Here is a 26,709-nt window from a genome sequence, read left to right on the forward strand (position 1 = left end):
GCGTCCCTTTCTTATTGCGGCGCGATGCTAGGCTTAAACAGCACACAAACAGGTAAGCGAAGGAACGGATGAGCGACGAAAAGAAGGAACTGGCGAAGGCGTACGACCCCTCGGCGATTGAAGAGAAGTGGGCGAAGCACTGGGTAGAAGAGCGGCTGTTCGATGTAGCGGCCCCTGCGGCGGGCGATCCCGCCAGGGCGTTCACCATGCTGCTGCCGCCTCCCAACGTCACCGGCCGCCTGCACATGGGGCACATGCTCAACCAGACCGAGATGGACATTATGGCCCGCTGGCACCGCATGAGCGGTGAGCGGTCGCTGTGGGTGCCGGGTACGGACCACGCCGGAATCGCCACGCAGATGATGGTCGAAAAGCAGCTCGCTACCGAGGGCACCACCCGGCAGGAGCTGGGACGCGACGCCTTTCTGGAGCGCGTGTGGAGCTGGAAGAAGCAGTACGGCGGGGCCATCACCGACCAGATGCGCCGCCTGGGAGCCAGCGTGGACTGGTCCCGCGAGTACTTCACCATGGATGACGACCTCTCCGCCGCCGTCATCGAGGCGTTTGTGCGCCTGTGGGAGCAGGGGCTTATCTATCGCGGAGCCTACATCGTCAACTGGGACCCGGTCATCCAGACCGCCGTTTCGGACCTCGAGGTCGTGCACGAGGAGCGGGCGGGCAAGCTCTACCACCTCCGCTACCCGCTGGCCGACGGCAGCGGCTCGATCGTCATTGCGACCACGCGCCCCGAGACCCTGCTGGGCGACGTGGCCGTCGCCGTGAACCCCACCGATGAGCGTTATCTGGCGTTGCAGGGCAAGACGCTGCGGCTTCCGCTGAGCGGCGTCAACGGCGGGGCTGATCGTGAGATTCCTATCCTCGCCGACGACTGGGCGCAGCCCGAGTTCGGCACCGGCGCGGTGAAGGTAACGCCCGCGCACGACCCCAACGACTTCGCCATCGGCCAGCGCCACAACCTGCCCAACCTGACCATCCTCGACAAGTCTGCGAAGGTCTCGCTGCCCGGCTCGCCCTATGACGGACTGGACCGCTACGCCGCCCGCGAGCGGATCGTTGCCGATCTGGATGCTTTAGGGCTTCTGGTCGAGGTAAAAGACCATGCCATGAGCGTCGGCCTCAGCCAGCGCAGCGGTTCGGTCATCGAGCCGCGCCTCTCCGACCAGTGGTTCCTCAAGATCCAGCCGCTTGCGGACAAGGCCATCGCCGCCGTCAAGGACGGGCACATCCGCTTTACGCCGGAGATGTACGAGAAGACATACTTCGAGTGGATGGGCAACATCCATGACTGGTGCCTCTCGCGCCAGCTCTGGTGGGGACATCGTATTCCGGCGTGGTTCTGCGGCTCGTGTAGCGAGATCACCGTGGCCCGCACCGCGCCCACGACCTGCTCGAAGTGCGGCGGCACGCAGCTTACGCAGGAGACCGACGTACTCGACACCTGGTTCTCCTCGGGCCTGCTGCCCTTCACCGTCTTCGGCTGGCCCGGCGACGGCAAGGCCACCCCGGACATGGCGGCCTTCTACCCCACCGACCTGCTGGTCACCGGCTTCGACATCCTCTTCTTCTGGGTCGCCCGCATGATCATGCTGGGCACGCACTTCATGCTCGACGTGCCCATGCCCGACGGTTCGCCGCGCACGCTGGCGGAGGCGGTGCCGTTCAAGGACGTCTATATCCATGCGCTCGTCCGCGACGCCGACCGGCAGAAGATGTCCAAGACCAAGGGCAATGTCATCGATCCGATCAGCATCATCGAGCGTTTCGGCACCGATGCGGTGCGCTTTACGCTGGCCAGCATGGCCTCGCCCGGAACCGATATCGCCTTCTCCGAGGAGCGCACCGACGGCTATCGCGCCTTCGCCAACAAGATCTGGAACTCGGCGCGATTCGTCTTCATGAACGTGGATCGTGCAGGGGAGATCGGGATTACCGTTGACCTCGCCACGCTGCCCGCTGCACTGAAGAACGTCGAAGGACAGCCGCTCGAAACTCGCTGGATCTGCTCGAAGCTAAGCGGAGCCGCCGGAGCCGTCGAAAAGGCGCTGGCGGAGTACCGCTTCGACGAGGCCGCCAGCGCTATCTACCAGTTCTTCTGGGGAGACTTCTGCGACTGGTACCTGGAGATCGTCAAGCTGCGGCTCGACTTCTCCGACACCGCCGACAAGCAGGCCACCGGAGCCGCGCTCACCACGCTGCTCGCGGTCTTCGAGTCGGCACTGCGGCTGCTCTCGCCCTTCATGCCCTTCCTGACCGAAGAGATCTGGCACGCGCTCTATCAGGGTGCAGCCCCGGCTAAGTCTATTGCGCTCAATCGCTTTCCACTGGCGAGCGACGCGGCGGCGGACGCCGAGAGCGTCTCCGCGCTGGAGCGGCTGCAGGAGGTCATCGTCACCGTGCGCGGACTGCGCAAGGAAATCGGCGTGCCCGAGAAGGAGGCCACGCCGGTGCGGATCTACGGTGCGGCCACTGTCGTCGAGATGGCCGCGGCTAACTCCGACGTGCTGGCGAAGATGGCGCGGGTCGCCTCGGTCGATATCGCGCGGGAGCCGCTGGCTGGCAACGGTATTCGCAGCACCGCGGCCTTTGACGTGCAGGTGGTCTACGACCGCGTGGTCGATGTGGTCGCCGAGCGGGAACGGCTTACCAAGGACCTGGCCAAGTACGAAAAGGGACTTCAGGCGGCGGAGAAGCAGCTTGGCAATGAGGCATTTATCGGCCGCGCTCCGGCGCACATCGTCGATGGGCTGAAGAAACAAGCGGCCGAGACTCGGCTGCTCTACGACAAGACCGTGGCTGGGCTGAAGGAGCTGGACGCTCTCGAAGGCTAAAGTCTCGACAAAAAGCCCCCACACCGCCATGGTGTGGGGGCTTTTTGCATTTGTCCTGCCGGACGGACCCGCTCCGCGCGGAGCGGGCGTTTGCACGCCTTTTTAAGGCTTCGCGTGGCCCTCCCGTTGGTCGATTCAAAGATTTTTGGGTAGTGGGACAATTTAAATCCCCAAGCCAAAACGGAACTCCGCCCCTTAGGGTTAAGGGGTCCAAAGGGCGCAGGATAGCTGCCCATTACCATGCAGCGTTTGGGAATAACCGCTTCGGCACCCGGTATATACTTTCTCCATGAAATGCGGAGCTTTGATCTTCTCTCTATTCGCATCAATTACTTGTTCTCACGCTCAGACGCCCCCCAAGAGCATTTCAGCGGCGCAGCTACAGACTGTTATTAGCCTGCCCCTCGATCAAGCTGTCAAGTTGCGTGAAACATATAAAGGACCGCTCAAATCTGCCTACGCGCGCCAAATAGCCCTGATAAGCAAGGACTGTCAGGCTGAAAGCGATCAAGGGCAGCAGCCCTACAATATCTGCATAGGCCAAGCAAATGTACAGGCGGACAGAGATTATGCAATCTTCTACCACAATCTACAGATGCTGTGCCATGACCAGAATCAATTAACGACGCTTCAGGCATTTGAGGCGACATGGCAGATGTACAAAGACAGCGCTATAAAAGCAACGCACGCGTCATGGCCAGGCGGTACTGGTGCACCTGGTTTCGCCGGCCAAGTATATTTGTCGTTGCTTCGCAATCACATGCGTGAATTGGATGAAATATACGGCCTAAATATCTCTCAATAGCAACGTAGCAAAAGCCCAGCCCGCTCCGTTTTATTCGTGCTGATCTTACGCATGATAATGTCCTTTACCATGCGTTCGCGGTAGCAGATATCCTTTGGATTCAAACTGGGCCACTACCGATTCTTGTTGCCACTAGCCAAGACTTTCTTCTCGGGAGTAATATTCGACGCCGGGATCGCAAGTCGTGGCTCCCGGTGATCCACAGGAGGGTGCGGATGCTCCTTACGGTTTGGGCTGTCTTGTTTATTCTGCTCCCGGTCGCGGGAATCGTCGCCGGAGTCTGCTTCCGGAACAAGCCCGAGGTGAGGCTGAGACACAGGTGATTCAAGCAAAAAAACGCCCCGGATGATCTCCGGGGCGCTTCTCCATCTTCATGGCGGGATGCTAGATGGAACTCATGTTGTGCAGGAACTCCTGGTTGTTGCGGGTCTTGGCCAGCTTGTCGGTAAGCAGTTCCATGGCCTCGACCGGCGAGAGCGGGTTCAGAACCTTGCGCAGAATCCAGGTCCGTTGCAGGTCTTCCTTCGGGATCAGCAGCTCTTCCTTACGGGTGCCCGAGCGCTGAATGTCGATGGCCGGGAAGACGCGCTTGTCGACCAGCTTGCGGTCGAGGATGACCTCCATGTTGCCGGTGCCCTTGAACTCCTCGAAGATGACCTCGTCCATGCGCGAGCCGGTATCGACCAGCGCGGTGGCGATGATGGTGAGCGAGCCACCCTCTTCGATGTTGCGGGCCGCGCCGAAGAAACGCTTGGGGCGCTGCAGGGCGTTGGAGTCGACGCCGCCCGAGAGCACCTTGCCCGACGGGGGGACGATGGTGTTGTAGGCTCGGGCCAGGCGGGTGATCGAGTCGAGCAGGATGACGACGTCGCGCTTGTGCTCGACGAGGCGCTTGGCCTTCTCGATAACCATCTCGGCAACCTGTACGTGGCGGGCAGCGGGTTCGTCGAAGGTCGAGGAGATGACCTCGCCGCGAACCGACCGCTGCATGTCGGTAACTTCCTCAGGACGCTCGTCGATGAGCAGAACGATGAGGACGACCTCCGGGTGATTGGCCGTGATCGAGTTCGCGATCGACTGCAGGAGCATCGTCTTGCCGGTGCGCGGCGGGGCCACGATGAGGCCGCGCTGGCCCTTGCCGACGGGGGTGAGCAGGTCCATGACGCGCCCGGAGATGTGCTCACGGACGGTCTCCATCTTCACCCGCTCCTGCGCGTAGAGCGGCGTCAGGTTGTCGAAGAGGATCTTGTTGCGCGTCTCCTCGGGCGACTCGAAGTTGATCGCCTCGATCTTGACCAGCGCGAAGTACTTCTCGCCCTCGTGCGGGGGGCGGACGTTGCCGGAGATGGTGTCGCCGGTCTTCAGGTCGAACTTGCGGATCTGCGAGGGCGAGACGTAGATATCGTCGGGGCCGGGCAGGTAGTTGTAATCCGGAGAGCGGAGGAAGCCATAGCCGTCAGGCAGGATCTCGAGGACGCCTTCGGCGAAGATGTGGCCCTCTTTTTCGCTCTGGGCCTGCAGAATCTTGAAGATAAGGTCTTGTTTGCGGAGGGCGCTGGTACCGGCGATATCGAGTCCGCGGGCAAGTTTGCCGAGTTCGGCGATGTTGTGCTCTTTTAGCTCAGAGATGGTCATGGGTCCTGTTTCTATTGCGGAGATTTTAAGGGGGTAGGGATGAAGCTTAGGCGGGATCTGCGTAACGAATCTTCTTTTTGATGAGAGGGGTCGTGCGGAGGCCGGAAAGCGGCTATTTCGATGCGTGGGGGGATGCTGCGGATTTAGTATATCAGAAAAATTTTGTACAGGAAGAACAACGAAAGGTGAAGCGGCCGCGCGTTAAGCTGCGCGGCGCTCTTCGACGTGAATCTTCTGCACGACCGGCTCGGTGGCATCGTCCATCGGAACGGTGTCCTTGAAGCGGTCGAGAACCTCATTGGTCGTATCCTGCAGCCGCGTGTTCGGCTTGTGCAGCTTGCGAGTCGCCTTCGAGGCGAGTTGACAGAGCTGGTAGCGGTTCGTTACGTGAGTCAGTGCTCCAAAGATCAAATCTGAGCGCATTCTGTGTTCCTTTCCTATAGCGCATACGCGGACGATCTACAGTCGCACCGTGAGTATGCTTGAGGTAAAAATGTCAGCGGAGAAACGATGTTGCCGGCATACTTCTTTTTGACCGGATGTGAAATCTCTCACTGCCTGCTAATCATTAGACGCAAAGGAACCGCGTGCGACTCCAATGTTTCTATCCATTCGGTACTGAAGTCAGTGCGAAGAGCGGCACTGCATCCAGCATTACTATCGGCGAAACCGGTCATCCACACCTGACGGCACAACCTCTTCCAGATAAATCCTAAAGAAGAGCATATGCCGCTGAACCGGGCGCCGGTTTTGTCTGGCCCTCAAGCAAAGTAATTGGTCTGGAAAGGGGAGTCAATACTTATTTTTGGAAGTTACCGATTTGGGATGTACAGAAAAAGGGATTCTCGGCTACTCCTAAAGCACCACAAGTAGTTCATTTTCAATGGCTCAGCCAGGGGAAACAAGGCTGAGGAAAACCTATTCAAGACCAGTAACTGCGGTCGAGCGTCCGGTACTGGATGGCCTCCGCGATGTGCTTGACTGCGATATCCGGTGCACCCTCCAGGTCGGCGATGGTGCGGGAGACCTTCAGAATCCGGTCGTGGGCGCGGGCGCTGAGGCCCTGCTGCTGCATCGCACGCTCCAACAGACGCTCGGCGTCGGTGGAAAGCTCGCAGAAGGTACGAATCTGCTGGGTGCTCATCTGAGCGTTGGCGAAGACGCCCTGGCTGGCCGAACGCGCCGTGCCCCGGGTCCGCTCGGGAGTTGGTCCGGCGGCAAAACGCTCGTGCTGGCGATCTCGGGCGGCCAGGACGCGGGCGCGAATCTGCTCGGAGCCCTCGGCGGAGGCTCCGCTGCGTAACTCCTTGTATTGCACCGCCGGAACCTCGATATGGATGTCGATACGGTCGAGCAGCGGGCCGGAGACCTTGGAGACGTAGCGCTGGATCATCGGCGGCGTACACATGCACTCGCGGCTCTTGTCGTTGAAGTAGCCGCAGGGGCAGGGATTCATAGCGGCGGCCAGCATGAAGCGCGCCGGGAAGCTAAGGCTCATGGAGGCGCGCGAGATGGTGACGTGGCCGTCCTCGAGCGGCTGGCGCAGCACCTCGAGGACGTTGCGGGGGAACTCGGGTAGCTCGTCCAGAAAGAGCAGCCCGTTGTGCGCCAGAGAGACCTCGCCCGGGCGCGGAGTGGCTCCGCCGCCGATCAGACCGGCGTCCGAGATGGTGTGGTGCGGGGCGCGGAAGGGGCGGTGCGTGACCAGCCCTTCGTCGGCGTTCAGGACGCCCGCCACGGAATGGATTTTGGTGGTCTCTAGCGCCTCCTCGAACTGGAAGGGAGCAAGAATAGACGGCAGGCGCTTGGCCAGCATGGTCTTGCCGGAACCGGGAGGACCAATCATCAGGATGTTGTGGCCGCCCGCCGCTGCCACCTCCAGTGCGCGCTTGGCGACCTGCTGGCCGCGGACGTCCTTGAAGTCGTGGGGGAAGACCTGTAGCTCCTGGAGCAGATCCGTGGGGGCGATGCGGAGCGGCGACACGGTCAGGGTGTCGGTGGCGGCGGCGTTGAGCAGCTCGCGGACTTCGAGCAGGCTTCGGACCGGGTAGACGTTGACGCCCTCCACCACAGCCGCCTCGCGGGCGTTGCTGGCCGGGATGACCAGGTTGCGGATACCGCGGGCGCGGGCCGCCACGGCGATGGGAAGCATCCCCTGCACGGCGCGGAGACTGCCGTCGAGGCCCAGCTCGCCGATGAGCAGGAAGTCGGAGAGATCTTTGATGTGCAGTGCGCCGTAGGCCCCCAGGATGCCGATGGCGATGGGCAGGTCGAAGCCGGAGCCCTCTTTCTTGAGGTCTGCCGGGGCTAGGTTGATGGTGATGCGGGTGGGAGGAAGCTCGAAGCCGGAGTTCTTGATGGCCGAGCGCACGCGGTCGCGGCTCTCGCGCACGGCAGCGTCGGGCAGGCCTACGGTGTGGAAGACGTCCTCGGCGAGCTTGACGCCGGAGAAGTCCACCTCAACATCGATGATGTGCGCGTCGATGCCGTAGACGGCTGCGCTTAAAGCTTTGAAGAGCATGTATCGGCCTGGTGAAGCGTTGAGGCAGGAATGTGTCGGAGTATAGCATTACACTCAAACCATCAACACTGAGTTCTGCAAGAGGCCGGCCGGAGATGCAACCATGACGACCCTTTCCTTTCTACTGCGGCGCGGCGCACCGTGGTGCCTCCTGCTTGCGCTCTCAACCGTGGTGCTGGGGCAGTCCGCGTCTACAGCTCAAGCTACAGCGCCAGACACGGATGACGAGCCGGTGCGGGCTGTAAGCCCTAATGCAACCCCTAAGGAGAACTCCGAAGAGGCCTGGACGATGCTGACTACGGAGCTGGACGACGTGAAGCATCTGGACCATCGGGTGCAGGCGCTGGCGGCCCTGGGGCTGATGGGAGAGAACGCGCGGGCGCAGAAGCTGATCGTGGACTCGATGGCCGACAACAATCTGGATATGCGGACGGCGGCGGTTCTGGCGGCGGGGGAGACGCAGTCCAGAAACATGAACACGCCGCTGCGCAACCTGCTGGACGATAAGGAGCCGCAGGTGGCCTACGCGGCGGCCATGACCCTTTGGAAGATGAAGGACCAGTCCGGCGAGGACGTGCTGATGGCAGTGGCGGTGGGCGAGCGTAGCGCCAACGCGACGCTGATGAACGGCACCATGCACACCGTGAGCAAGGACCTGCACAACCCGTCGACGCTGGCCAAGATCGGCGCGCTGCAGGGGGCGACCATGCTGCTGGGGCCATTCGGATTCGGCATCACGGCGTATGAGTACATCCGCAAGAACGGCGGCAACTCGGCGCGGGCGCAGGCGATTGATAGCTTGTCGCAGGAACACACAGACCTGGTCCGCAGGCAATTCATCGAGTGCCTGGGGGACAAAGACGTGGCCGTGCGGACGGCGGCCGCCAAGGCACTGCGCGAGTATCACGACGCCGAGGCCAGCAAGGCTTTGGCGGATCTGTTTATCGACCCTAAGCTGCCGGTGCGTCTGACGGCGGCGGCAGCCTATCTGACGACGCAGGAGCCGCAGGCTGCTCCAACCAGGAAGGCCAGAGCCACAAAGACGACGAAGAAGTAGACGCAAAGACGACCCTGCGCAATTGGCAGGAGAGGCGCGGGAGTGTATGAATACGAGTCTGTTTGAGCTGTTCAAGATTGGCATCGGACCTTCCAGCTCGCACACGGTAGGGCCGATGCGGGCTGCGCTGCGCTTTGTGCGTGGGCTAGAGGAGCAGGGGCTGCTGGCGCGGACTGCGAGCGTGTGTGCGGAGCTGTATGGATCGCTGGCGCTGACTGGCATCGGCCACGGGACGGACCGCGCGGTACTGCTGGGGCTGCTGGGCGAGGCTCCCGACACGGTCGATCCGGCAAAGATCGAGGGATATCTTACGACTGTGCGCGAGAGCGGCAGCTTGCTGCTGGGCGGGACACATGAGATTGCCTTTCGCATGAGCGAGCATCTGCTGCTGCATCGCGATGAGATGTACCCGCCGGGCGCCGAGGCCTCGCAGTCGCACCCCAATGGCATGAGGTATACCGCGTGTGATGCGGGCGGCGCGCTGCTGGCGCAGGAGGTCTTCTACTCCATCGGCGGAGGCTTCATCCTGTCGGCGGCCGAGCTTGCCCCCGCGGAGCGCGCCGTCTCTCCGCGCGTAGTTCCCTTCCCCTTCTCCAGCGCCGAGATGCTGCTCGATGCCGCTCGGAAGAATGGACTTACGATTGCCGAACTGTTGATGGCCAACGAGTGCGCTCTGCTGCGCGCGGAGCAGTGCGAGGGCAAGGAGACGATTACGCGGCCTCGGCTTGGCCCCTCTGTTGCGGCGAGTGAAGAGGAGAGGATTCGCGAGGGTATACAGGCGCTATGGCTGGCGATGCAGAACTGCACAAAGCGCGGTATCGAGACGGAGGGCATCCTACCTGGCGGCCTGAACGTGCGCAGGCGTGCGCCGCGTCTCTCGCAAAGGATCGCTGCGCTCGATGCTGGACCACAGCCGCGTGACCCGCTGGCGCCGCTCGACTGGGTGAGCCTGTTTGCGATTGCGGTGAACGAAGAGAACGCCGCGGGCGGGCGCGTCGTTACGGCTCCGACCAACGGTGCGGCGGGTGTGATCCCGGCGATTGCTCACTACTACATGCGCTTCATCGAGACGGACAAGAGCGCGGCGGAGAAGGACGAAGGGCTGCTGCGATTCTTCCTCACGGCTGCGGCCATCGGCATCCTTTACAAAGAGAACGCGAGCATCTCGGGCGCAGAGGTGGGATGCCAGGGCGAGGTCGGCGTGGCCTGCTCGATGGCTGCGGGTGGGCTTGTCGCTGCTCTGAACGGCACCAATGAGCAGGTAGAGCACGCAGCCGAGATTGCGATGGAGCACAACCTCGGCATGACCTGCGATCCTATCGGCGGGCTGGTGCAGATCCCGTGCATCGAACGCAACGCCATGGGCGCGGTGAAGGCTGTGAACGCGTGCCGCATGGCGATGCACGAGACCGAGGGCCACAAGCTGTCGCTCGACCAGGTGATCGAGACGATGTACCGCACGGGGATGGACATGCAGTCGCGCTACAAAGAGACGAGCCTGGCCGGGCTGGCTCTAAACATCATCGAGTGCTAGCACTTCGTGCCGTTCTCGGGGCGGTATGGGTAGGATGATCTTCTGAGGTCCTCCCGCTGGTCGGAAGCGAGCATTTTGTTTCCGACCAACGGGAGGACCCTTACACTTTGAGTCATTGAGACAAGTATGAAAGTCACGAAGTGACCGCCCTCCGCGCAGGAGGCCCGTCCGGCAGGACAAGGCTTTAACTCATCGCTCCACGGCCAACGCCACTGAGTTGCCACCGCCAAGACATAACGCAGCCACGCCCTTGTGGGCATCGCGACGGATGAGTTCGTGGATCAGCGTGACCAACACGCGCGCTCCGCTGGCTCCGATGGGGTGGCCAATAGCGACTGCGCCGCCATTGACGTTGACCTTGTCGAGCGGCAGGCCAAGCTCGCGCGTGACGCCGAGTGCCTGCACACTAAAAGCCTCGTTCAGCTCGTAGAGATCGACCTCTTCCTTCGACCACGCTGCGCGCTCGAGCACCTTCTCGATGCCCAGCACGGGAGCGAGCATGACCCACCTCGGCGCGACTCCGCTCATAGCCTGGGCGCGGATCGTGACCATCGGCTTTAGACCAAGTGATGCGGCCTTTGAGGCCGACATGACTACCAGTGCGGCTGCGGCATCGTTGACGCCGGGGGCGTTGCCCGCGGTGACGGTGCCATCCTTCTTGAACGCGGGTTTGAGTGATGCGAGTGCTTCGAGCGATGCGTCTTCGCGGATGCTCTCGTCTCTGCGGAAGACGACTGGCGCACCCTTGCGCGAAGGAATCTCGATGGGCATCACCTCTGCGTCGAAGTGGCCCGCAGCCCACGCGGTGGCGGCTCGACGATGCGACTCGAGCGCATAGGCGTCCTGCTCGGCACGGGTGATGCTGTGCTTCTCTGCAACCAGCTCTCCGGTGAGGCCCATGTGCTGGTCGTCGCACGCGCACCACAGGCCGTCCTTCACCATGGAGTCCACGGCCTTCTGGTCGCCCATGCGGAAGCCCTTGCGCGCGCCCGGCAGCAGGTAGGGCGCGTTCGACATGGACTCCATGCCTCCGGCGACGATGATCTCCGCGTGGCCCAGCATGATGGACTGCGCCGCGAGCGCAACGGCCTTGAGACCGGAGCCGCAGACCATGTTGATGGTGAGCGCCGCAACTGTATCGGCCAGGCCACCGCCGAGCGCAGCCTGACGCGCGGGGTTCTGCCCAAGCCCGGCGGGAAGCACGCAGCCCATGATGCACTCATCGACTGTTGCGGGATCGAGCCCGGCACGGTGAACTGCCTCGCGCACCACCAGTGCGCCGAGCTGCGTTGTAGATAGATCGCTGAGTGTTCCCTGAAACTTTCCAACAGCGGTGCGCACCGCCGAGACGATAACTACATCCTGCATGACCACTCCTTCGCTACACTCGGAACAGCGTTCTTGACGCCCCCAGTATACGGTTCATGCACAACGACACGATACAACCCGCGCCTCCGCCCCTCGTAACCGATGCCGTACCGCAGCCGGTGGCTCCCTGGCCTCACACCGTCGCACTCTTCGTGGTGTTGATCGCATCGGCTCTTCTGGGACAACAGCGTGCAGCCGGTATTGCCAACGGTGGAACGCACTGGTATCGCTACGGCTCGACCGTGATGCTCTCGTGGCTGCTGCTGGGCTCGGTCGTCGCGGGCGTCTATCATCGCGGCGCATTCTTCGCAGCCGCACTGCGGAACCGTGCGAGTACGTGGGCACACGAAGCCGGCATCGGAGTTGCCGTCTATCTGTGCGGGATGCTGACGCTCGCTCTCGTAGGCGGGCTCACACAACTAACGCCGCTGCGTCATAAACGTAACGAGGCTGTGGTGTTGGCGATGTTGCCGCATACACCTCTTGAGTTCGTCCTATGGCTTCTGCTGAGCATGACTGCGGGCTTCTGCGAAGAGCTGATCTTTCGCGGCTATCTATTGCAGCAGTTCACCGCATGGACGAGGCGTCCCGTGCTCGCCGTCATCCTCTCGTCAGCGATCTTCGGCGCAGTGCATCTATATGAAGGAGTGGGCGCGATGCTGCCGCTGATGGCGCTGGCGCTACTCTTTGGCTTCATCGCACGACAGCGCAAGGGCGACCTGCGAGCCGTGATGATCGCTCATGCACTCCAGGATTTTCTGGTTGCCATTCTCGCGCTCGCACAACCATGGCTCTCGCATCGACTACCTCATCCTTGAACGTACGATCCTCTCGAAAGTAACGGGAGAGCCCGGCGCGCGAACCAAAGTGGACGAGTTATGAACAGGAATTTTGCATTGCCTTCGTTTTTTTCTTGACACCCTTTTTTCATGAATCTATACCTTCGTTAGCTGGAACGAATGCGTGACAGCAGTGACAGGGAGAATAGCAACCCCAAGGCAAAGCAACACGGCAACACAAACAGGCAAACGCAGCACGGGGGACGCTCATAGCGTCCCCCGTGCTGCGTTTACGCTACGCGCGAAACCTCTTGAATGAAAGGGGTTTCAAGCGCAGCGACTATTTTGACGGAGCATCCGGCGGTGGCGGCGTCCCCTTAGGGATGGAGAGATAACCGGAGATCTGATTCTTCGTGATGGCGTTGACGACGATCTCGTACAGCACCTCGTCCTTGCCCACGTAGAACTGCACCGGCTCATCGATACTCTTGTCCTTCTTCTCGATGTTGCGATCATCCGCACTGACCATCATGGTGTAGCGAGAGTGCTTATCGTCCACCTTCTTGGCCTGGATCTTGATCGACGAGAGCAGCACCGGCTTCTCGCCCTTCTGCAGATGGAACTCAAGATACGTGCGGTCGCCGCGATGCTTCAACATCTCCAGCTCATCGTGATTACGCGCAATCAGCCCGCTCATCACACCGGCATCGCCCATCGTGCGCTGCAACTGGGTCTTGGTGCTCTCAAGATCGCTGCGCGTGGCCGCGATATCCGACTTGGCCCCGCCCACATCGGTCTTGACGGTCGAGACATCGCTGGCGACGGCGCTGATCTGCTTGTTCTGCGCGGCCTGCTCTTCGGCGAGGCGCTCGGTCTCAGCGTTGGCGGCGCGCTGCGCGGCGAGAATGCTCTGGGTCTTCATCTCGATCTGCTTCTGCGTCATGCCGACGCTCGCGCCCATCGTCTCCGTGGTGGCGCGCAGACGCGCGGTGAGCGCCTCTTCCTTTTCCGCAAGCGCGGCGTTCTGCTGGTTAGCCTGCGCGATCTGCTTCTCGGCCGCGTCCAGATGATTGCTGAGACCGTAGCACCAGATCAAAGCTCCGGCAGCGGTCAACAAGGCCAGCACTGCAATGACCAGTACAGGCACCGATCCCGACCGCTCCACTGGTTCAATATAACCCTGCTCGCTCATGCCACTCTCCTTCACGTTCTTCGTTCTTATCGTTGCAGTGCTCTTGCTTGAACACGACGCCCGCACAAATGTTCTGCGTCCAAGCTAAATCAAACGCGCGCCGTCGGCAGAGCAATGTTGCAGCCCGCGCGGGACTAAAATGAAGAGATGGCCGATATCGTCATCGCCGGCGCAGGCATCATCGGGCTCTCGCTGGCACTGGAACTGGAACGTCGGGGGGCACGGGTAACAGTCCTCGAAGCAGGCAAGGCGCTCGCACAGGCAAGTACCGCGGCGGGAGGCATGTTGGCCGCGGAAGATCCGGGCAACCCGGCTGCGCTGCTGGAGCTTTCGCGGCACAGCATCTCCCTTTACCCGGAGTTTCTTGATCGGCTCGAGAGCTTGTCCGGAGAGCGGATTCCGTTCCAGACCTCGTACACCTTGCAGGCGCTCGAATCACCGACAGAGGCGTTGGACGATGCCCGCAGGATCGTACCCTGGCTGGTGACGGGAGAGCACCGCTTTCAACTGCTCGATGAACACTCGATTGATCCGAGGCAACTGGCCGAGGTATTGCTGGCAGCCGTACGCGCCAGCTCTATTGAGTTACTCGAAGAGAACGCGATGACTCGGCTTGCCTCCACGCCCGATGGCGTTCGCATGGAGACAGCGTCGGGACAGACAGTCGCGGGCGACTACCTAGTGGATTGCATGGGGGCATGGTCACCTGCGCCTGTCACTCCAGTGAAGGGGCAGATGCTGGCTGTAGCTCTGCCTGCGGAGCTGCCGCTCGAGGCCGTCGTACGCACGCACGACACTTACATTATCCCGAGGCTCACCGGTCCCAATGCGGGCCGCGTGGTCATCGGGGCAACGGTCGAGAACGCGGGCTACGACAAAACGGTGAAGCCGCACGATATCCTGGCGCTTCACGCGCGCGCCTCGGCCCTGCTGCCACAACTCAAGGACGCGCACTTCGTAGAGTCATGGGCTGGTCTGCGGCCATCCACCGCGGATGGCCTTCCCATCCTTGGCACTACAGCGAAGCAGACGCGCTACATGCTCGCGAACGGACACTATCGAAACGGCATATTACTTGCGCCTGCAACCGCTCAAGTTGTCGCAGATATGTTGGAGAGACGAACGCCGGCGGTCGATCTCAAGGTATTTCGCCCGGAGCGCTTCCAACCGGCGTAAGGCTCAGCCGCTACCTCTAATGCAGGGTTAGAGGATGCTCTCCCAGTGCTCCACGTCGGGCTTGACTGCGAAGTAATCCTGCACCAGCTCTCGCCACTTCGTGAAGCTCTCGGACTCCCGAAAGGTGACAGTATGATCCTCCAGCGTCGCCCACTCGACGAAGAGGCGGTACTTCAAAGGAGACTCAACCGACTTCTTCAGATGAAAACCTGTGCACCCCTGCGAGCTGAGAAAGAGTGGCTCGGCCTGACGTACACCCGCTTCAAACGCTGCCTCAGTACCGGGCTTGATCTCCAACTGCGCTATCTCAAGAACCATGTATCCTCCGATGCTGCTAGAGTATCCGTTCCCGTGCGCCGGAGGCTAGTCCCAACCTTAGCCGAGGGGACTGACGCGCCATTGGTCTCGATGTTGAGCGCCCGCCGAGGTGAGGCCACCACCACTGATCCGATCGGCGATCCACGCCAGCGGCGGCATTAGCAACACGAGCGCCGTGCCCACAAGTACCCGGCGATAGATCGCAAGACCGAGACTCTCTCCGTTGCCCGATGCAGCCATCGCCGCAGTGAAGACCAGGTAAGTCACCGGGTTGAACAGCACAATCATGCGTAAAGCGCGGAAGCCGCTATAGGACCTCCCCTCCGCGGCAAGCTCAAGCGGTACCGCTCCGGTGATGGGGAGCGGTGTCCAGATCACCCGATGGTCAAGATCAATCCACTCCAAAAGCTTTTGCAATGCCGCTGTCATGCGATGCGCCGGATCATACGTCGCCTTCATCGGGCTCGAGGGCCAGGTTACAAAGGCAAACGAAGCGGCATTCATGCCATAGAAAAACAGTGTGAAGGTATTGCCGACGAAAAGGCATAGGCCGCATTGAAACAAGACATTGAGAAGCACGCCCCAGAAATAAATGCGTGAAATCAGCAGAAAGGGCACGACGCCAAGCTCGGTGACAATCGTAAACCAGCACATGAAGCGGGCAAGCCACATCCTGGGCAGGAGAGCATCTAGCGCCAGATACGCCTGCTCGTGCAGCTTATGCACCGACCAGAACTCAAAGAACACACCCGTCTGCCAATCTTGATCGAGTAACTTGTTGAGTCCCGCGCCAAAGTAAGTCAGTGCAAGTTGCCATCGAATAAACGGTGGTCCTCCCGGCTTATACAAACCCGCGAGAAAGAACATCAGTCCGCAGAACGTCTTATTGTTTCCGTAGTATGCCTTCGAAGACACCACGGATAGCAGCATCGTCGACCCAATAACAAGCGAAGCCCACTGAATCCTCCGATTGAATAGAATAGCCAGCGCCGAGATAACGAAGACTACCTGGATAGTCTTCTGAAAGAACACTGGAGGCAACGAGTCAATCGGCGGAATAAAGGAGAGCCAAGGGTCGGGTAGAAGCCGCACATGATTGGTTACCAGGACCGCGATCGCCAGCACCTTCACCATCACCGCGAGGTTGGTCGGCATCCCGGTGCCAGTGCATCGGAGCGGATTCCACGATGGCTTCGTAGCCGTATCAAAGCTACTTGGCCACTGTGCTTTCGATAGCAACTCCATACTCGCACCTCCTCATCGCCATCCCGCTAGAAGTACAACTTCGCCGCGAGTTGGATCTCGCGCGAGGTGCGCTGGAAGAGAAATGGCTGTCCCGCGCTGGTGATCGTACCCGCAGCTTTATTGCCAATCTGCACGCCTGCCCCGCTAGGATTATTGAACTGCGGAGTATTGAACACGTTGAAGGTCTCAGCCCTGAACTGAAGATGCCTCGACCCAGAATCGTTGAAATTGAGATCTTTGAAAATTGAGACGTCGAACTGCTTTGTCCCAGGACCGTAAATAATATTCCGGCCCGAGTTACCAAAAATGTAGTTGCCAGGACTTACGAAATCAGCCGTATTGAACCAACCATTGATCGACGCGTTTGCCGCCTTGCCGGAGCCGATACGATTGGGCCATTGCACTGAGCTACCAGCATTGAGAAGGCTTGACGACATGACAGGGGTGAAAGGCGATCCCGTACTGAAGTTGTCGATGCTATTGATCTGCCACCCACCGATTACCGCCTGTTCTATTCCATGTGCGTTTGAAGCAAACTTCATCCTATTTCCAAAGGGCAGTCGATAAGACCAGCTCAGTACAACCATGTGGCGGATATCGAAGTCCGAATTGCCACGATAGTTCGCCCTTCCCTGGTAGGACGAAAGATGAAAGGGATCCTGAGGACCAACCAGATTCGCGTTGCCGCTTGAAGTATCGACACTATGCGCCAGCGTATAAGTCCCCTGGAAATCCAGGTTGCTCGAGATGTGATTCTGATAAGTCAACTGGAAAGAGTTATAGGCTGAATTTGCGCAATAGCAGTTGAGCGTTCCATCCGAAAAATTCGGATATGGCCGCCGCGAGGCAACAGCACCCGCTCCCGGCGTAGCCTGATTAATATTCGGATTGATAAGAATATGAACGCCCGTCTGACCTACATACGCGATAGAAATCACATCATGCGAGGTAATCTGTCTCTGCAGATTCAGGTTGTACTCATTTGCGGAGGGATTGGGGTTCCTACGCTGGTAGGCTTGAAAAGCCGATCCGGCCGCGGGAAATAAAGCCGGACGGTCCGGGGAGAAACCCGCAGAGATAGGCACAGCCGCAGCAAAACCAGCCGTACTCGACTGATCATTCGTTACATTTAGCGATCCGTTGAAGGGTGCATTCTTCGACATGGGGTTGGAGTTATAGGTCTCATACGCATAGAAGATACCGAAGCCACCACGAATCACAGTCTTCGAATCAACGTTGTACGCAAAACCAAATCGCGGCGCGAAGTTCGTGTAACGGCCATCAACAACTGCATCTCCGGGAAATGAACCCGAACCAACCGGAACCAGGCTTCCGCCATTGGCAGGATCAAAGCCTGCGAGCCTGTTATGCCTCTCCGTCCACGGCGTGACCAGATCGTCTCGCAGGCCGAAGTTCAGCGTGAGCTTAGGCGTCATGCGATAGCTATCCTGCACGTAGATACTTGGCCGGAAACGAATCAGGCTGAAGTACTGCGACACATCCAGCTGAGATGTGGCGTATTTTCCATAGAGGAAGTCAGCCAGTCCCACCCCAGTATAAGTGCCGTTGAAATTGATCGTGCCATTGGGGTGAGCGGGCGAGAGAAATGCAAAACGAGTGCTCATATAACTTACCCCCGCTTTGATCTCATGCTTCCCCTTTGTCAGGGTAACTGCCTGATCGACCTCCCACAGATTGTTGACCTTGGAGATGCTGCCGTTGCCATCACCCAGCGTGGCATTGCCGGATATAACAATATTCGTGAAACCGGGGACGCCGCCCGCATTTGCATTAGGGATGCCATAGTTCTCTCCAGCAGAACCCAGTAAGTCACCTTCTGTCACGATGCTCTCTACCAGACGAGAGTAACCGAGGCGGGCCTCATAGTACATTGAGGAACCGAAAGAACGTCCATATCCCAATACCACCTGCTTACCGGGAGCCAACGTTATGCCCGGGTATCCAGGCCCACCTCCAATCGCAGGTGAAGGAAGATACCCGGGATTATTAGTATTTGCATTCTCCTGCGTATAACGCCCGAAGATAGAGGTAGTTGGCGTGCGGAAGTCAATACGCACATCACCCTGATCGATGGTGTTATCCAGCTTTCCGTTGAAAATGTAGTTGTTGGTAAGTGCCCCCGGCGCACCGTAGTTCGGCAATGGAAAAAGAGCTACCAGCTTAGCGGAGGTAGGATCTATTGCTGTAACTTGATTAATGTGGTTCGCAGGAATCTTCGTCGCAGTATTCGAAGCGGTTCCAGGAATATAGAACCCCCCGTAAGCCGTAAGATCCCCATTACGCGCATCGGCAGTTGGAACAGTGCTGATCGAAGTAGCGCTCTGAGCCTGGCGTTTGCCTTCGTAATCCATAAAGAAAAAGAGTTTATCTCTGCCGTTGAAAAGATGAGGAATAACAATAGGGCCTGAGAGGTTCCCTCCAAACTGATTAAGGTGAAACGGAGGAATTGGAAGAGAGTGTTGATCGAAGTAGTTCTTCGCATCAAGGTCGGAGTTACGCACAAACTCATACACAGTCCCATGCAGACTGTTGCCGCCTGAGCGATAAGTTACGTTGATGATCGAAGGTCCGCCCCCATAGGCTGCAGGCGCGGCACTGGTCTGTACCTTGAACTCTTGAATTGCATCGACCGGCGGATAGAACAAAAGCACATTCGCATCCGCATCCACACTCTGAATTCCATCGAAGAGATAGATACCGATATCGGAGGGGTTCCCATTGACCACCGAGCCGCTCGTCCCTCGTCCCGCAGTGTAGCCGCCATTCGTGGAGTTCGTACCGTTTCCTTTGTTATTTACTCCAGGCGAAAGCTGCACTAACTGCGTGAAATTGCGGCTATTGAGTGGAAGGTCGACGACCTGCTGCGTCGTCCGCACATTGCTCATATCGGACGCGCTTGTTTCGAGCATTTCACCAGACGCATTGACTGTAATGCTCTGCGCAGCCGTACCAACCGCCATATCGATATCAAGTTGAAACCTTTGCCCCACAACAAGCTCGAACTCACGCACCTCATCGCGTAGCCCGGACTGCTTGACGGTGACCTGGTATCGACCCGGCTGCAAAGCGGGAAAGCTCCACTCGCCTGAGGAGTTTGAAACCGTCTCGCGAGTTGAATTCGTGGCAAGACTTTTAATCTCTACCTTCGCATTTGCGATGATAGCGCCCGTCGGATCCTTGACCGTACCAATCACAGAGCCCGCCTCAAACTGTGCAAAAGCACTTATCGCAGCTAGTAAAACTACTACGAAGAGGAAACAAATTCGGTTTAGATTTGGCATGATGCTTTCCCTCCAAGGGATTGGCATGATGAACTCTGTAAAAGCGAATTTAATTCAATCGCGTCGCGGAAGTGCCCAATACCACGTCGTGATTTATATCTATTTTTCGCAGGACAAAATGATTCGGCGACATACTAGACCAGTAAAGTCACACCTGGCAATCGCTATCTACATAGAGATCGACATATTCATGAACAGGTGTCTCCTCAAATACTTTCTGGCTCAGTGAAAGGTCGAGAATGGCGCGTTGACGTGCATCGGAGAACTGCCGCACTAGATTTCTCCTAAACTTCAACTCAAGAAGAGGAAAACCTTCGCTTCTACGTCGCTTATGTCCTAGAGGAAACTCAACCATGTTATGCAGCTCAACTCCGTCGCGGAGCTCAACAGTAAGTGCATTTGCAATCGATCGCTTCTCCGGATCGAAGTAATCCTTCGTAAATTGTGTATCTTCTATACAGAAAATCTTCGCGCGTAATGCGTCGATGCGTGTGTCGGCGGCAACCGCATCTTCATAGTCGGCGGCCGTCAAACGTCCAAAGATAAGAGGCACGGCCACCATGTATTGAATACAGTGATCTCGGTCAGCCGGATTATTTAGCGGCCCAGACTTATCAATGATTCGAATACAGGCTGCATGAGTCAGGATAGTAATCCGCTTAATATCATCGTAGGACTTACCCATATCACTCAGCTGCTGATGCAGGGCCATGGCGGCTTCAACTGCAGTCTGCGCGTGAAACTCCGCCGGATAGGCCACTTTGAAAAGAATATTTTCCATTACATATGTTCCATAGAACCTTTGAAACTGAAACTCCTTTCCTCGAAAAGAGACGTCGTAGAAACCCCAGGTCTTTGCAGTTAACACCGAGGGATATCCCATCTCGCCAGTCTTTGCGATAAGAGCCAGTCGAACTCCGCGGCTTGTAGCATCGCCTGCAGCCCAACTCTTGCGAGAACCAGCATTAGGGTAGTGGCGATAAGCGCGAAGACTTTGGCCATCGACCCATGCCAGCGAGACTGCGTTGATCAGCTCCTGGCGAGTCAAGCCCAGCATCTGCCCGACAACAGCAGTCGTAGCTACCTTGACTAGAACGACATGATCGAGTCCAACCGCATTGAACGAGTTAGCCAGAGCAATACAGCCCTGTATCTCATGGGCCTTGATCATGGAGGTCAAAACATCTTTCATGGTCAAAGGCTTTTTCCCTTCGCGGATTGCGCGGCGTGACATCCAATCTGCAACGGCAAGAATTCCCCCGAGATTATCGGAGGGATGTCCCCACTCCGCCGCCAGCCACGTATCGTTGAAGTCCAGCCAGCGAATCATTGTCCCAATATTGAACGCTGCCTGCACCGGATCCAGTTGGTAACTCGTGCCTGGAACTCGTGCGCCATCGGGAACAATCGTCCCGGGGGTGATAGGGCCTAACAACTTGGTACACGCCGGATACTGCAATGCTTCGAGCCCGCAACCGAGCGTGTCGATAAGACAATTACGCGCAGTGGCATAGGCGAGTTCGCTTGTAACTTCATAGGCCAGGACGTAATCGACAATATCTGTAATCACAACGTCGGTAGGATTGAGCGAGTTAGGAGTGAGATCCAGATGAGACATACGCGTGGCTTCTCCAGGGCGACCTATAGATGGACCGGACTCTACCGCTCAGATAACGGGACAAACATCACAGCCTCTGGACCGGTATACAGCGCGGAGGGACGAATAATCTTGTTATCTGACCTCTGCTCCAATACATGCGCGCTCCAGCCGGTAATACGCGAGATCGCGAAGAGCGGCGTAAACATGCTGGTCGGCACGCTCATCGCGCTATAGGCAATCGCACTGAACCAGTCCAGGTTGGGAAACATTTTCTTGGCCTCCCACATGGTTGACTCGATTCTCTCGGCTATCTCGAATAGCTTCTCGGAGGAGCGACCGCTCGATAGCCGATGAGCGACACGCTTGATGATCTGGTTGCGCGGGTCCGACACGGTATAGACCGGATGACCAAAGCCGATGATTGTCTCTTTCAACTCGAGGCGGCGGCAAATATCTTTCTCCGCCTTATCGGGTGTTTCATAGCGACTCTGAACCTCGAGAGCAACCTCATTGGCGCCGCCATGTTTCGGCCCGCGTAGCGCCCCAATCGCGCCTACGATTGCGGAGTAGATATCCGAGCCTGTCCCGGCAATCACTCGAGCGGTAAAAGTAGAGGCATTGAACTCATGCTCTGCATAGAGAATGAGCGAGCAATGCATCGCATCGACCCAGGCCTTCGGCGGTTCCTGCTGGTGCAACAGATGGAGAAAGTGCCCACCGATGGAGTCGTCATCCGTCTCCACATCGATGCGTCTTCCATTCCATGCAAAGTGATACCAGTAAAGAAGCATGGAACCCAGCGATGCCAGCAGTTTATCTGCGATGTCCCGAGCCGATGCAGGGTTATGATCGTCCTTCTCAGGTAAGTTGCCGCCCAAGATAGATACGCCAGTGCGAATCACATCCATGGGGTGCGCCGACTGGGATAACAACTCCAGTGCAGCCTTTATATTGGATGGAAGACCACGCAGCGACCTCAGCTTCGATTTGTAATCGACTAACTCAACCTGAGTCGGCAACATACCGTGGATTAGAAGGTACGCTACTTCCTCAAACTGGCAGTTCTCTGCCAGGTCAAAGATGTCATAGCCTCGATAGCGCAGATCGTTGCCGTGCGCACCTACCGTGCAGAGTGAGGTAGAACCCGCAGCCACGCCGGAGAGTGCAACCGACTTCTTAGGTTTGAATGTAGCTGCCGCAGCTTCATTCATATCTTCCGTCCTTCAATTTCTATACCTGAAGCCTGCTTGTATTTGCCTTTACGGTCTAACTCATCTTCATAAGAGTAATAATTGATAGAGTCGTATAACTCCGCCCTGGTCTGCATCGTATGGAGTACCTTTGCCTGTGTACCGTCATGCCGGATGGAGTTATAAATGTTCTCGGCAGCCTTATTCATGGCTCGAAATGCAGAGAGCGGATAGAGCACCACATCGACACCAACATCTGCAAGCTCCCGAGTCGTAGCCAGTGGAGTCATCCCGAACTCAGTCATATTCGCAAGGATTGGAGCCTTCGCCACGCTGGCAAATCTGCTGTACATCGTCAGCTCGATCACGGCCTCCGCGAAGATTACATCCGCACCTGCTTCCACATAGGCCGCAGCCCTCTCAAGCGCACTCTCGATCCCTTCCACGGCAAGCGCATCGGTTCTTGCCACTACAGCAAATCTGGGATCGGTACGCGCGTCCATAACGGCCTTCAGCCGATTCACCATCTCGTCGATCGCGACGACTGCCTTGTTGGGTCTATGTCCGCATCGCTTGGCAGTAACCTGGTCTTCGATCTGCATGGCTGCGGTGCCAGCTTTAATCAGGCTTCTGGTCGTTCTCGCTATGTTCAGCGTCGATACGCCGAAGCCCGTATCTGCATCGACCAGCAAAGGCAGATCGCAGACATCGGTGATGCGACGTACGTCGATCAGCACATCCTCAAGTCCTGCGATGCCAAGATCGGGCACGCCCAGCGAACCCGCCGAGACTCCTCCGCCCGAAAGGTAGATCGCCTTGAAGCCCGCACGCTTCGCCAGCAGGGCATGGTTGGCATTGATGGCGCCGACGATTTGCAGGGGATGCTCCTGCTCTATGGCCTGCCACAGACGACTTCCCGCTGAACTTATCATCACTTTATTTCCTTGCGTCTCTACAGCCACCCGCTGTGTTCGTGAATCGGCCTGACAGGTATACCAAAGCCTGCCGATTCTCGGCTCTCGAACCCGCTGTTTGCAAGTAGTTTGATACTATTGCGGTGATCGTTTTGGCCTATCACCCAAGCTCACAAAACACCAAGCCTATGGAACTCAGACACCTTCGCTACTTCCTTGCGGTCGCCGATGAGCTCAGCTTTCGTGGAGCGGCGGAGAAGCTGCACGTGGCACAACCCTCGCTCAGTTCGCAGATACGTCTTCTCGAAGAGGAGATGGAGGTCCGGCTGCTGGAGCGGGATACGCATCGAGTCACCCTGACTCCCGCAGGCCGCAGCTTTCTTGAGAGCTGTCGGCGCACGCTCAGGGCCGTCGATGACGACACCCGCACAGCGCAATCCATCGCTCGCGGCGAGGCAGGACGCATCTCTATCGGCTTTGTTGCATCGCTCGGGCTGGGGCTGCTTCCCGGCATACTGCGGGAGTACAGTCGCCAGTTTCCTAAGATAGAGCTGGAGATCAACGAGATGGACAGCACGCAGCAGATCAAGGCACTGCAAGAGCATCGTCTTGATCTTGGACTGATCGGCCTGGGCCTTAGCTCCGATGAGATGAGCGATCTCCGCATGGCTACCGTTGTGGAAGAGAAGCTCTACGCGGCCGTGCCGCAGGACCACCCGTTGGCCAAAGCAGCGCGGCGCAGCTCCAGGCCGCTGCCCCTTGCCCGGCTTGCCAACGAATCGTTCTTCTTTGGCGCACGCTCCAGCGCGCCGGTCTTCAATCCGTGGCTCGTGGTGCTCTGCCATGAGGCCGGCTTCCAGCCTCATATCCGGCAGGAGGCCGGGCAGCCCATCACGGTGCTGAACTACGTTGCCGCCGGCCTGGGAGTTACGATTCTACCTGCTCAGTTCTGCCGTTTGCAGATGGTTGGAGTTACTTTTATTCCTCTGGCGGCTCCTGTGCCGAGTTATCGCTACAGCGCCGCGTGGTCGGCGAACAATCGTCATCCAGCCGTGCCTCATCTTGTCCAGGTGGCTCAGGAGGCAGCTCGCAAGCTCGCCCGCTCCGACACCGCAACGGACAACAAGCGCACGGCTACCAAGCAGACCGGAAGACGATAGCGATATCCCTGTGATACATTCGCGTGCTAAGAGTGCAAGCTGTCCATCAGCTTCACCAGGAGAGGATACCCATGCGAATCCTGATCCCTGCACTGCTTCTCATCTTCCAGGTCTGTGCCATTGGCTACGCCCGCACCGTCCCCACGCGTTACTTCTGCTGGGCCCCCTACGATACGCAAACCGAGTACACCGCCAGGGCCGTCGTCAACGGGCATGAGCTTACCGCCGAGGAGTTCCGCGCGCGTTATCGCAGGCCCGCTAAGGGCGGCGACAATCGCTCGCCCCAGCACGTCATCGACATGCTGGAGCAGGCTGAGGCCAAGCACGAGAAGCTCGGCGACAAGACCACCATCGACATGGACTACCACGTCAACGGCAAGGAGCTACGGCAGTGGCACTGGCCCGAATCGCAGCCGCGCTCCTAACTCATATCTATTGGCAGACTCCCATCACCTATGATGGTTTCGTGAGAGAGCGGGAGTCACTATGACGAGCTACGACGCGATCGTCGTCGGGTCCGGGCCGAACGGTCTTGCAGCCGCGATCGTTCTGGCCCAGGCTGGCCTCTCCGTGTTGGTACGCGAAGCCAACTCGACCCTCGGCGGCGGCGCACGCACGCTTGAGCTGACGCTGCCCGGATTCCACCACGATATCGGCTCCGCAGTACATCCAATGGCGGCGGCCTCACCGTTCTTTCAAACCCTACCGCTCGCCGACCACGGCCTTCACTGGATTCAGCCGCCACTACCTCTCGTCCATCCCCTCGACGGTGCGCCGCCCGCCATCCTCGAACGCAGCATCGAGGCCACAGGCGCGTCGCTCGGCCCCGACGCCGACGCATACCGGAGGCTGATCGAGCCGCTCGTGCGCGAGTGGAATCGGCTGGTGCCGGAGATCCTCTCGCCGCCCATCCACATCCCCCAGCATCCCTTTGCGATGGCCCAGTATGGGCTGCGCGCGCTGCTGCCCGGCGCGACGCTGAACAGCCTCGCTTTCGTGGGCGACCGCGCCAAGGCACTCTTTGCCGGACTGGCCTGCCACTCCATCGTGCCGCTCGAATCGATGGCCAGCTCCGCCATCGGGCTGGTGATGGCGATGTCGGGTCACGCCGCCGGATGGCCCATCCCCCAGGGCGGCTCGCAGCAGATCACCAATGCACTCGCCTCGTACCTGCGCTCTTTGGGAGGCACCATTGAGACCGACGCCCCCGTCCACACCACCGACGAGCTTCCCGCCGCACGCGCACTCCTCTTCGACCTGACCCCGCGCCAGGTAGCCCGCATCGCGGTCAAGCGGCTCCCGGCTGGCTACATACAGAGCCTCAACCGCTTCTCCTACGGCCCCGGCGTCTTCAAGATCGACTGGGCGCTCTCGGAGCCGGTTCCGTGGACCTACGCAGCGTGCTCACGCACAGCCACGCTGCATCTCGGCGGCACGGCCGAGGAGATCATGGCTGGCGAGCGCGATAGCTGGAACGGCCGTACTCCCACGCGCCCCTTCGTCCTCTTCGCGCAGCAGAGCCTCTTCGACCCCACCCGCGCTCCCGAAGGCAAACACACCGGCTGGGCGTACTGCCACGTCCCCAACGGCTCCACGGCCGATATGACCAGCGCCATCGAAGATCAGGTCGAGCGCTTCGCCCCCGGCTTCCGCGATACCATCCTGGCCCGCTCGACGAAGAATACCGCCCAGATGGAGCTATCGAATGCCAACCTGATCGGCGGCGATATCGGCGGCGGAGCCAACAACCTGATGCAACTCCTCATCCGCCCCACGCTCTCGCTCGATCCCTACCGGACACCGGGCGAAGGCGTCTATCTCTGCTCATCTTCCACGCCACCCGGCGGCGGGGTGCACGGCATGTGCGGCTATCACGCCGCGCGGTCGGCGCTGAAACATACCTTCGGGATCGCGTAAAAACAAAAGCGCCCTAACGCCGGGCGGGCGGCACTTCGTGCGGTTCTCGGCTTCGCATGGTCCTCCCGCTGGTCGGAAACAAATATTCCTGCTGCCGACCAGCGGGAGGCCCTCAGAAGATCATTCCCCCATACCGCCCCGAGAACG

At 59.0% G+C, this 26,709-nt stretch carries 20 protein-coding genes; 9 read left to right on the top strand and 11 right to left on the bottom strand.

Translation table 11 applies throughout. The features are described 5' to 3' along the window. Positions 1-68: 68 nt before the first annotated feature. Both FTO74_RS17160 and FTO74_RS17165 read left to right on the top strand, forming a co-directional pair. Positions 69-2,849 carry a valine--tRNA ligase gene (locus FTO74_RS17160; RefSeq protein ID WP_162539237.1) on the top strand — a complete coding sequence of 927 codons (2,781 nt, stop codon included), beginning with the start codon at positions 69-71 and terminating at the stop codon, positions 2,847-2,849. 289 nt (positions 2,850-3,138) lie between these two features. Continuing rightward, positions 3,139-3,654: a lysozyme inhibitor LprI family protein gene (locus FTO74_RS17165; protein WP_162539238.1), complete on the top strand. Its 516-nt coding sequence runs from the start codon at positions 3,139-3,141 to the stop codon at positions 3,652-3,654. 384 nt (positions 3,655-4,038) lie between these two features. On the opposite strand, the gene rho is transcribed toward FTO74_RS17165, so the two are convergent. The 3 genes from rho to FTO74_RS17180 form a co-directional block, all read right to left on the bottom strand. Then, positions 4,039-5,289: a transcription termination factor Rho gene (rho, locus tag FTO74_RS17170; protein WP_162539239.1), complete on the bottom strand. Its 1,251-nt coding sequence runs from the start codon at positions 5,287-5,289 to the stop codon at positions 4,039-4,041. Positions 5,290-5,490: 201 nt separating this feature from the next. Next, complete coding sequence (locus tag FTO74_RS17175; RefSeq protein WP_162539240.1) at positions 5,491-5,712, bottom strand: DNA-directed RNA polymerase subunit omega; 222 nt, start codon at positions 5,710-5,712, stop codon at positions 5,491-5,493. A 499-nt stretch (positions 5,713-6,211) separates the two neighbouring features. Then, positions 6,212-7,810, bottom strand: coding sequence for a YifB family Mg chelatase-like AAA ATPase (locus tag FTO74_RS17180; protein WP_162539241.1), 1,599 nt, complete (start codon positions 7,808-7,810; stop codon positions 6,212-6,214). 103 nt (positions 7,811-7,913) lie between these two features. Between FTO74_RS17180 and FTO74_RS17185 the strand changes: the two genes are divergently transcribed. Together FTO74_RS17185 and FTO74_RS17190 are read left to right on the top strand one after the other, a co-directional pair. Continuing rightward, positions 7,914-8,867: a HEAT repeat domain-containing protein gene (locus FTO74_RS17185; protein WP_162539242.1), complete on the top strand. Its 954-nt coding sequence runs from the start codon at positions 7,914-7,916 to the stop codon at positions 8,865-8,867. Between the two features lie 46 nt (positions 8,868-8,913). Further along, entirely contained in the window at positions 8,914-10,401 is a 1,488-nt protein-coding gene (locus tag FTO74_RS17190; protein ID WP_162539243.1) for an L-serine ammonia-lyase, read from the top strand. A gap of 189 nt (positions 10,402-10,590) precedes the next feature. Here FTO74_RS17190 and FTO74_RS17195 read toward each other — a convergent pair whose 3' ends face one another. Then, a complete protein-coding gene (locus FTO74_RS17195; RefSeq protein WP_162539244.1) occupies positions 10,591-11,769 on the bottom strand; it encodes an acetyl-CoA C-acetyltransferase in 1,179 nt (392 codons plus the stop codon). Between the two features lie 56 nt (positions 11,770-11,825). Here FTO74_RS17195 and FTO74_RS17200 point away from each other — a divergent pair, with 56 nt between their 5' ends. Next, a complete protein-coding gene (locus tag FTO74_RS17200; RefSeq protein WP_162539245.1) occupies positions 11,826-12,587 on the top strand; it encodes a type II CAAX endopeptidase family protein in 762 nt (253 codons plus the stop codon). A 301-nt stretch (positions 12,588-12,888) separates the two neighbouring features. On the opposite strand, the gene FTO74_RS17205 is transcribed toward FTO74_RS17200, so the two are convergent. After that, positions 12,889-13,740, bottom strand: coding sequence for a hypothetical protein (locus FTO74_RS17205; RefSeq protein ID WP_162539246.1), 852 nt, complete (start codon positions 13,738-13,740; stop codon positions 12,889-12,891). A 147-nt stretch (positions 13,741-13,887) separates the two neighbouring features. Between FTO74_RS17205 and FTO74_RS17210 the strand changes: the two genes are divergently transcribed. Continuing rightward, positions 13,888-14,916 (top strand): FAD-dependent oxidoreductase, encoded by a 1,029-nt coding sequence (locus tag FTO74_RS17210; protein ID WP_162539247.1) that lies wholly within the window; start codon positions 13,888-13,890, stop codon positions 14,914-14,916. Positions 14,917-14,943: 27 nt separating this feature from the next. Here the strand turns inward: FTO74_RS17210 and FTO74_RS17215 are convergent, their stop codons facing one another. The 6 genes from FTO74_RS17215 to prpB all read right to left on the bottom strand — a co-directional run bounded on the left by FTO74_RS17215 (position 14,944) and on the right by prpB (position 23,503). After that, the gene (locus FTO74_RS17215; protein WP_162539248.1) at positions 14,944-15,234 is read right to left on the bottom strand and encodes an antibiotic biosynthesis monooxygenase; all 291 of its coding nucleotides are present in this window, start codon (positions 15,232-15,234) and stop codon (positions 14,944-14,946) included. A 57-nt stretch (positions 15,235-15,291) separates the two neighbouring features. Continuing rightward, positions 15,292-16,389: an HTTM domain-containing protein gene (locus tag FTO74_RS17220; RefSeq protein WP_162539249.1), complete on the bottom strand. Its 1,098-nt coding sequence runs from the start codon at positions 16,387-16,389 to the stop codon at positions 15,292-15,294. 116 nt (positions 16,390-16,505) lie between these two features. After that, complete coding sequence (locus FTO74_RS17225) at positions 16,506-19,781, bottom strand: carboxypeptidase regulatory-like domain-containing protein (RefSeq protein ID WP_162539250.1); 3,276 nt, start codon at positions 19,779-19,781, stop codon at positions 16,506-16,508. Positions 19,782-19,929: 148 nt separating this feature from the next. Further along, complete coding sequence (locus FTO74_RS17230) at positions 19,930-21,399, bottom strand: bifunctional 2-methylcitrate dehydratase/aconitate hydratase (protein WP_162539251.1); 1,470 nt, start codon at positions 21,397-21,399, stop codon at positions 19,930-19,932. A gap of 41 nt (positions 21,400-21,440) precedes the next feature. Next, a complete protein-coding gene (gene prpC / locus FTO74_RS17235) occupies positions 21,441-22,592 on the bottom strand; it encodes a 2-methylcitrate synthase (protein ID WP_162539252.1) in 1,152 nt (383 codons plus the stop codon). Then, on the bottom strand, positions 22,589-23,503 hold the full coding sequence (gene prpB / locus FTO74_RS17240) for a methylisocitrate lyase (RefSeq protein ID WP_162539253.1): 915 nt from the start codon (positions 23,501-23,503) through the stop codon (positions 22,589-22,591). The genes prpC and prpB overlap by 4 nt, the downstream gene beginning before the upstream one ends. 170 nt (positions 23,504-23,673) lie before the next feature. Here prpB and FTO74_RS17245 point away from each other — a divergent pair, with 170 nt between their 5' ends. From FTO74_RS17245 to FTO74_RS17255, 3 genes are all read left to right on the top strand, one after another. Beyond that, on the top strand, positions 23,674-24,645 hold the full coding sequence (locus FTO74_RS17245) for a LysR substrate-binding domain-containing protein (RefSeq protein WP_162539254.1): 972 nt from the start codon (positions 23,674-23,676) through the stop codon (positions 24,643-24,645). A 71-nt stretch (positions 24,646-24,716) separates the two neighbouring features. After that, complete coding sequence (locus FTO74_RS17250) at positions 24,717-25,070, top strand: hypothetical protein (protein WP_162539255.1); 354 nt, start codon at positions 24,717-24,719, stop codon at positions 25,068-25,070. A 61-nt stretch (positions 25,071-25,131) separates the two neighbouring features. Then, complete coding sequence (locus FTO74_RS17255; RefSeq protein WP_162539256.1) at positions 25,132-26,562, top strand: NAD(P)/FAD-dependent oxidoreductase; 1,431 nt, start codon at positions 25,132-25,134, stop codon at positions 26,560-26,562. Positions 26,563-26,709: the final 147 nt, after the last annotated feature.

Source organism: Granulicella sp. WH15, from assembly GCF_009914315.1.
In the GTDB taxonomy this organism is placed as follows: Bacteria; Acidobacteriota; Terriglobia; order Terriglobales; family Acidobacteriaceae; genus Edaphobacter.

Excerpts from the sequence above, each read along its gene's own strand:
- FTO74_RS17180 (WP_162539241.1), bottom strand. The coding sequence starts at position 7,810 with ATGCTCTTCAAAGCTTTAAGCGCAGCCGTCTACGGCATCGACGCGCAC.
- FTO74_RS17215 (WP_162539248.1), bottom strand. The coding sequence starts at position 15,234 with ATGGTTCTTGAGATAGCGCAGTTGGAGATCAAGCCCGGTACTGAGGCA.
- FTO74_RS17245 (WP_162539254.1), top strand. The coding sequence starts at position 23,674 with ATGGAACTCAGACACCTTCGCTACTTCCTTGCGGTCGCCGATGAGCTC.
- FTO74_RS17205 (WP_162539246.1), bottom strand. The coding sequence starts at position 13,740 with ATGAGCGAGCAGGGTTATATTGAACCAGTGGAGCGGTCGGGATCGGTG.
- FTO74_RS17225 (WP_162539250.1), bottom strand. The coding sequence starts at position 19,781 with ATGCCAAATCTAAACCGAATTTGTTTCCTCTTCGTAGTAGTTTTACTA.
- rho (WP_162539239.1), bottom strand. The coding sequence starts at position 5,289 with ATGACCATCTCTGAGCTAAAAGAGCACAACATCGCCGAACTCGGCAAA.
- prpC (WP_162539252.1), bottom strand. The coding sequence starts at position 22,592 with ATGAATGAAGCTGCGGCAGCTACATTCAAACCTAAGAAGTCGGTTGCA.
- FTO74_RS17175 (WP_162539240.1), bottom strand. The coding sequence starts at position 5,712 with ATGCGCTCAGATTTGATCTTTGGAGCACTGACTCACGTAACGAACCGC.
- FTO74_RS17160 (WP_162539237.1), top strand. The coding sequence starts at position 69 with ATGAGCGACGAAAAGAAGGAACTGGCGAAGGCGTACGACCCCTCGGCG.
- FTO74_RS17220 (WP_162539249.1), bottom strand. The coding sequence starts at position 16,389 with ATGCCGACCAACCTCGCGGTGATGGTGAAGGTGCTGGCGATCGCGGTC.
- FTO74_RS17185 (WP_162539242.1), top strand. The coding sequence starts at position 7,914 with ATGACGACCCTTTCCTTTCTACTGCGGCGCGGCGCACCGTGGTGCCTC.
- FTO74_RS17255 (WP_162539256.1), top strand. The coding sequence starts at position 25,132 with ATGACGAGCTACGACGCGATCGTCGTCGGGTCCGGGCCGAACGGTCTT.
- prpB (WP_162539253.1), bottom strand. The coding sequence starts at position 23,503 with ATGATAAGTTCAGCGGGAAGTCGTCTGTGGCAGGCCATAGAGCAGGAG.
- FTO74_RS17195 (WP_162539244.1), bottom strand. The coding sequence starts at position 11,769 with ATGCAGGATGTAGTTATCGTCTCGGCGGTGCGCACCGCTGTTGGAAAG.
- FTO74_RS17250 (WP_162539255.1), top strand. The coding sequence starts at position 24,717 with ATGCGAATCCTGATCCCTGCACTGCTTCTCATCTTCCAGGTCTGTGCC.
- FTO74_RS17200 (WP_162539245.1), top strand. The coding sequence starts at position 11,826 with ATGCACAACGACACGATACAACCCGCGCCTCCGCCCCTCGTAACCGAT.
- FTO74_RS17210 (WP_162539247.1), top strand. The coding sequence starts at position 13,888 with ATGGCCGATATCGTCATCGCCGGCGCAGGCATCATCGGGCTCTCGCTG.
- FTO74_RS17165 (WP_162539238.1), top strand. The coding sequence starts at position 3,139 with ATGAAATGCGGAGCTTTGATCTTCTCTCTATTCGCATCAATTACTTGT.
- FTO74_RS17190 (WP_162539243.1), top strand. The coding sequence starts at position 8,914 with ATGAATACGAGTCTGTTTGAGCTGTTCAAGATTGGCATCGGACCTTCC.
- FTO74_RS17230 (WP_162539251.1), bottom strand. The coding sequence starts at position 21,399 with ATGTCTCATCTGGATCTCACTCCTAACTCGCTCAATCCTACCGACGTT.